Here is a 5,389-nt window from a genome sequence, read left to right on the forward strand (position 1 = left end):
AGAACTAAATAACGGTCTGTATGTCACAAATGATGATATCAATTTCATTATTCAACAGATAAATGCCTATGGAGTTGAAAAAGGAATGGATCATATCAGCAACAATGACATTCAAAACAACCCTGATCTTATGAATATCGTATCGAGTGCTTGGCATGAGTAAAAGAGAGTGCCTATAGATATCTGAGTGCAGCATATCAATCAGGCTCTGACGGTACTCCTAATGTAGATGTTCATGTGGCAGAGCAGATAAGGGATATTACAAAAATAACCTTTCTCTCTACCTTATGGGTTTTGCCCGCTGGAGGAGTGCTTCGTAGAGTATTGGATTGGTAAAATATTTTAAAAAGATGCGTCCTAGTGCTTTTAGAGAAGAGGAGCAATAATTTTTAAAAGAATATTTTTTGAAGGTAAGAGAGTATGCATAATTATATTAGCATTTATGATGATGTAATCAGCAAAGATTACTGTGATGAACTCATACAGAAGTTTGAAGATAACCCACAATGCCATAGTAGAGAATATTTAAGTGATCAAGAGTGGTCTATGAGCTTTACAAAAATCAATTTCTATGAGCATGATATATTTCAAGATGATCGAGAAAAACTTGATGCCATTTTTAGAGAAGCCGTAAACCATTATGTAAAAGACAATAATATCCAAAAAGGGCAATGGTCTGAAAAATTCAGGCTTGAGCAGACGAGAATGAAACGATATATTCCTAATCAAACAGAACGATTCGATTTGCATGTAGATGTAACAGATTATGATTCTGCTCGTAGATTTCTTGTAGTGTTCTTTTATCTTAATGATGCGTTTGAAGGTGGAGAGACGGCATTCCCTCAGCTCAACATCATGGCAAAACCAAAACCGGGAAGACTCATAATGTTCCCACCTATGTGGGCATGGCCGCACAAAGCAAATCCTATTATAAGCGGTCAAGCAAAATACATAGTAGGAACTTTACTACATTACATATAATTGTTTATACTTTTAAAATGTTACATAGTGAAACATATATCCTATTAAAAATCATTTATTCTGTTAAATATTATGTTTCATAAGAAATTATGATAGTATCTTTTTTTACAAAAAAGTGATGATAGAGGAGGAAAGATGTATTATATGCTTGTGAAATTATTGACGTATCATGTATGATACATTTTTATACTGCTACATTACTCCTTCATTTTCAGAAAAAGATTCACTTTTTACAATTCTATAATAATCCAAAAATACATAAAAAAAGCAATGCAATATGTTTGTACTAAAAAAATAGATATAGAAGAAAGGAAGAAAATGTTAGGTGTAACGATAGAGCAGAGAGAGGCGGCATAATGGAAACAACAAATACGATTTTAAAAATACTTCCTTTTGTAAGCATCCTATTGATTTTTATAGTATGGCTTCAAAATAGACGAAAGAAAAAGTTAGGTATTGAAAAAGAGGAAAAACCCTCCAAATTCAAACAATGGTTTAAAACAACAGAAATTTATAAAATATTTGTTGAGAGGGCAAACTTACGACCTGTTTCATCAGCCTTTTTTTATGCAATATTTGTTGTCCCCGCATCTTTGATATTTCTTGTTGGAATTGCGTTTTTAAATATGAAGGATCCTATTCCACTAAAAGAAATGAAACCAGTTGAAGGCATTCTCACTAAAGTTGTTTGGATAAAAAGAGGGAAAGGAGCTGATTTTATAAAACTCAAACAAGATAATGGAAAAGAAGAAGTTTATTTGATACCTTTAGATAAGCAACTTTTTGAACAGCTAAATAAGATTAAAAACAGAGGAGGCAAAGTAGTTGTATATAGCTATAAACATTATTATATAAATATAATGGGAACAAAATATATACAAGAAATAAAATACAATAATAAGTTTTTAGCAGGTTATAACTATAAACATTATGTACACAATAATAATAAAGTAAAAAATCTTTTTTATAGCACTTGGTTCGGCTTAAAAATAGCTCTTATAGGTTTTTTCTTTATCTTCTTGCTCAATTATGAAGAGAAACCAATACATAGGCTTAACAGAATGAAAAAATACTTAAAAAATAAACAACAAGAGGGAAAATAAAATGGCAAAAGTAGATCCAACAGTAATTGAAATAACAACAGACATGCTTACAAATGTAAAATCAGGACCACAGACTTTAGCAATAATAAAAGGCTACAACCCTGATCATTCATCATCTACATACTTAAATACGCTAAGTCTTGTAAATGATTTTGCGAGTATGGTTACAAAAAATAAAGTATTATCAAAAACAGCACCAGGACTTTCTGCAGCTATTCTTGTTGATGATTCTTTATATGCTATTGATATGTATAATAAAAATAATAAACTATCAGACTCAACCCTCCTCTCTTTAGCATCTGATACAATTGGACTAATAGGTGCTACTGCTGCTATTGTAGGAAGTAGTTCAGTATTAGTACCCCTTGGGTTAGTTGCTGCAACGGGTTTGGCTGTATGGGCTGTATTTAGTGATGATGGTAATAATGTTTGGGATACATATTCTTCTTTATTTGATGATTTAAGCGGAACGTACAGCACGTTTAACGATGCAGATCGCACAAATATGGCAATGATGCTGACAGGCGGAGGAATGCCTTGGAACTATAGTGATGGAGTTGTCCCTGTCGACCCAACCCCACCAGTCCCAAGACATGACCCACTGGTCCTAGACACAAACAAAGACGGTTTTATCTCTACTATCTCACTTGAGGACTCAAACACCTACTTCGATATCACAGGCGATGGTATAAAAGAGAAAGTAAGCTGGATAGCTGCTAGTGACGGACTACTCACTTACGATAAAAACGAGAATGGTAAGATTGACGGTATAGATGAAGTGTTTGGTAATCTTACTACTTCAGGGTTTGATGAACTGAAACAACTCATAGACTCAAACCATGATAGAAAAATAGACAGACGTGATGAACTCTACAGCAGACTCAAAGTATGGAATGATAACAATAGTGACGGTATCAGCCAAAGTGAAGAACTCATAAGCTTAAAAGAAGCAGGTATAACAAGTATAGACCTAAACGCAGTCTCTACCAATATAGAACTCGGTGGAGCAACGCTGAGTGAAGCAAGTAAATATACAGATACAGAGGGTAACAAAGAACTAGCAGCAGATGTAAAGCTTGATGTAAATCCGACACTTACAACTATAGATACTTCAACTATACCGGACTATAGCGTAGATTTGGATACATTGACACTTCCAAACCTAAGAGGGTATGGATTCTTTTTAAATAGTTTTATAAGTTACAACACAAACGAAGCCTTAAAAAACAAAGCACAAGAACTCATCAGCAATGGTGTAGAGAGTATGAGCAGTGGATTTGAAGAGTATATCGATATATGGTCGGGATATGATGAATATGTTAACGGTGTAAAAGAGAAGTTGAACATATCCGGAGATATACAACTAGGTGATCTGGATAAAAAAGTATGGATTATAGAAAAACTTTTAGGTAAAGATATAAATACAAGCCGTATAGAAGCTAACTTTGAAAACCAGATGCAAAACTACAAAAACTCTACAGTAGAGAGTGCAGAAGCCTCAAATGTAACTATCGATTTTCAAAGAGATTACTACAACAACTATTTCCAAAAAGAGATACTAGATAGATATGAAGGGGCATTTGCACTACAAGCTTTTTATAAGTTTGATGGTGCTTACTATGATGTAAATCGTGCTAAGTTTGTTGTGGATGACTTGGCTGCATTTAACACAAGTGTAGGAGAATATCTAAATTCAACAGATAACTCTCTTGAAGATAAAGTGTATCTTTCTAAAGTGCTAAATATGCAAGAGGGTAGATTTCTCGGGATTGATTATGAGTATAGTATCGAGTACAAAGAGACATATCCATCTAATGGAACAGCAGCAGCTCCAGCAATTGCAGAACTAGTGGTGACATCTGCAAATTTAACAGATGATTTGCGTATATATTTAGGTGGTGGTGTTCCTAATAATAATACAATTAATGCAATCATACAAGAAAGACTAAGAACAGATGCAGTAAATGAGATAATAAGTAAAGCTACAGATAGTGAACTTTCATCTCTTCTATCAACAACACTAAACACTAACACAACAAATATTCATGTGTATGATAAAGATAAAACCTACTCTGATAATAATGCACTTATATTTGGAAGTGATGCAGATGATATTATTATCTCTAGCGGAGCAAACGCAACTGTTTTAGCAGGTAAAGGGGATGATGCTATAACTACAGGAAGTAGTAGTGATACCATTACATATAGACAAGGTGATGGCTCTGATGTTGTGTTTGACAAAGGTGGACTAGATACCTTTAGTTTTAGTGATATAAACAAGAGTGATGTTGCTTTAAGTATTGATGGTAAAGATCTTATAGTAACAATAAACGTAACAGAGAAAGTAACTTTTAAAGATTATTTCATAGTAGATAATCGTATAGAAAATATAACCTTTGCAGATGGAGTGAAGCTAGATTATGAACAGATTATACAAGAATATGGAGTAAGTAGCAGTGATGACAGCATAGAACTCACGAAGGCAGACGACACAGTAGATGCACTAGGTGGAGATGACACCATAAAAGCCTTTAGCGGCAACGATACCATAACAGGCGGTAAAGGCAACGATACGCTTGATGGTGGAAGCGGTAACGACACTTACATCTTTAATCTAGGAGACGGACAAGACACCATCATAGATGCAAGCGGAAACGATACAATAAAGTTAGGCGACTCTATCACACAAGATATGCTTGAAGTACAAAGAGTCGGGAGTGACTTCATACTTGCTATCAAAGAAGATGGCGTGGCGTTTGGAAATCTCTCAGATAAGATCACCATTAAAAACAGTGCTGTAGAAAATGTGCAATTCAGCGACGGCACAAATATAGATATAACCCTGCTACAAACCCCAAGTGAGAGCGATGACACACTCCTCTATGCAAACAGTGCAGTAAATGTAGATGCACTTGGAGGCAATGACACAGTTACAACAGGCAGTGGAGCCGACACCGTAACAGGTGGAAGTGGTAATGATACTATAGCGACAAATGCAGGTAACGACATGATTGACGGTGGAGAGGGAGCAGATACCATCAATGCCGGAAGCGGAGCAGATACCATAACGGGTGGAACAGGTGATGATACTCTCATGGGAGGTCTTGGCAATGATACCTACATCTATAATAGAGGTGATGGAGCCGATACCATTAAAGAGGGTTACTTCTATGGTTACAACAATGCAAGCTCACGCGACGGTGGCGTCGATACCATCAAGTTTGGAGATGGTATCACAAAAGAGGATCTAAGTGTCATCATTTCAGGTAGTGATATCCTCATCACTATAGATGACCCAAGTAATC

3 protein-coding genes are annotated in these 5,389 nt (G+C 35.3%); all 3 read left to right on the forward strand.

Annotated features, from left to right (window positions below):
• The first annotated feature begins 420 nt into the window (after window positions 1-420).
• Complete coding sequence (locus MVE01_RS05780; RefSeq protein ID WP_472561225.1) at window positions 421-981, forward strand: 2OG-Fe(II) oxygenase; 561 nt, start codon at window positions 421-423, stop codon at window positions 979-981.
• A gap of 356 nt (window positions 982-1,337) precedes the next feature.
• The gene (locus tag MVE01_RS05785; RefSeq protein ID WP_472561226.1) at window positions 1,338-2,084 is read left to right on the forward strand and encodes a hypothetical protein; all 747 of its coding nucleotides are present in this window, start codon (window positions 1,338-1,340) and stop codon (window positions 2,082-2,084) included.
• Window position 2,085: 1 nt separating this feature from the next.
• On the forward strand, window positions 2,086-5,389 hold a 3,304-nt coding region (locus MVE01_RS05790; RefSeq protein ID WP_472561227.1), incomplete at its 3' end, for a calcium-binding protein.

The sequence above is a fragment of the Sulfurovum sp. genome (assembly GCA_026990595.1).
In the GTDB taxonomy this organism is placed as follows: domain Bacteria; phylum Campylobacterota; class Campylobacteria; order Campylobacterales; family Sulfurovaceae; genus Sulfurovum.